Genomic DNA, 1,652 nt, shown 5'->3' with positions numbered 1-1,652 from the left:
CTATGAGGCGCCGCGGGGCGAGATCGAGATCGCGCTGGCGCAGATCTGGGCCGAGCTTCTGGGCCTGGAACGTGTCGGCCGGCACGACAACTTCTTCGAGCTGGGCGGGCACTCACTGCTGGCACTGCAAGTGCTTGAGCAACTCCGGCGGCGGGGTCTTACCCTCGAACTTTCCGCGCATATCGCGAGTCCCCGCCTCGACCAGTGCGCCGAGAAAGTGCGCTCGCGATCAAAGGACGGTCGAAAATCTGCGGGCCAACTCATTTCTCTTCGAGTCGCCAAGAGTCGGCCGCTTATCCTCTGTCACGCGCGTGGCGGAGGCCTGAGCATCTATGATGACCTCGTGCGGGCGTTGCCACCTACGCAAAACATCTATGGTATTCATGCCCTAAACTTCGGTCACGAACTCGCGAGGGTGCGTTCGATTGACGAGATAGCTGGAGTCTATGCTCGGGCCATTCTTCCAGTGCTACCGGACATGGCTTGTACGCTCGCCGGATGGTCTTTTGGTGGTGTGCTCGCCCACGCCATCGCTGGGGTACTTATTTCCGCACACGTGAGGGTCGATTTTGTGGCTATGATCGATAGTGCCTATCCGTCGGTCCTAGAAGCGCCTCTCAGTCTCTCCATGGACCAGGAATGGTCTGAATTCCTTATATTCCTTGCGGAGGAGGGTGGATTGTCGCCTCAACACGGTGCAACGACCGAAATTCGGCCAGCTGACTTCGCAGCGCTTGCTCTCGCCCTCTCGGGTGCATGGAAAATTGGTGCACCCGCGCTTGAGGAAATCTTCCAAGTGTTCGTTCGCCATATTCGCGCGGGCAGACTCTACGTACCCAAGAAGGTTTCGGCGCTCGGCGTCTCTTACAATCAGAACTCCGCCAACACAGCAACTTCATGGCGCGCTGTCTTCGATAGCGTCATTGAAGCGCCGCCTCTTCCTGGCGACCATCGCTCGCTTCTGAAGCATCCAAACGTAGTTGTCCTCGCGGACGACCTCTCAAATCGCCTGTTCGCCGACGCTGTTCTCCATTCGTCCGCCATTGAATAAAAGCCGTGGCGGACTCAGTCACGAGCCGGATCGGGTCCTGGGCCCTGTGCCGGAGGAGATCCGGCTTTCGAGGTCGCGGGCAAGATCACTCTTCGCACGAATTTCGCCTGTAACCGACCTGAGCTGCTGATTCCGCTCGATGTTGCACGCGCCGCCGCCGACCGGGCATGCTCCCGGCGCCGTTTTCCACGTCTAACTCGATCTGTGCCCGTACTTTGACGGGGGGAGCGGCCGGGTAGGGCCGGCCGGGACAGGTCTGAGCGTCCGATGGAGGAAACCTGCGCAAGCTAGCGGCGGACGGCCAAAGATGACGCGCAACGGGATTTAAGTGGACTTAGGCGGCCGTCCGAATGATCTCGAATCGCACCGCCTTTTCCGGGGGGATCATCAAAACGGCCCCCTGACTGCGTGTTCCAGCCGATCGTGATCACCGATTCCAGGCCATCGTGATCACCCATTCCAGAGCATCGTGATCGTCGTTTCCAGCCGATCGTGATCGCTATTTCCAGCGATCATGATCGGGGGCAACGGGGAGGCGCGCACCGCTGACAGTCTGCAACCCGGCTACCTTGGTCTTTTGCCCAACCGCAGAGGATCGAGA

General features: G+C 59.7%; 1 protein-coding gene. It reads left to right on the top strand.

The window, feature by feature from the left end; genetic code table 11:
- The coding region (locus tag IVB48_RS29745) for a thioesterase domain-containing protein (RefSeq protein ID WP_247342841.1) at positions 1-1,051 on the top strand (1,051 nt) is incomplete at its 5' end.
- Positions 1,052-1,652: the final 601 nt, after the last annotated feature.

Origin of the sequence: Bradyrhizobium sp. 76 (genome assembly GCF_023073025.1) — a bacterium.
In the GTDB taxonomy this organism is placed as follows: domain Bacteria; phylum Pseudomonadota; class Alphaproteobacteria; order Rhizobiales; family Xanthobacteraceae; genus Bradyrhizobium.
Note: the sequence above shows the minus strand (reverse complement) of the source record. Positions and strands in the feature narration are given on the sequence as shown.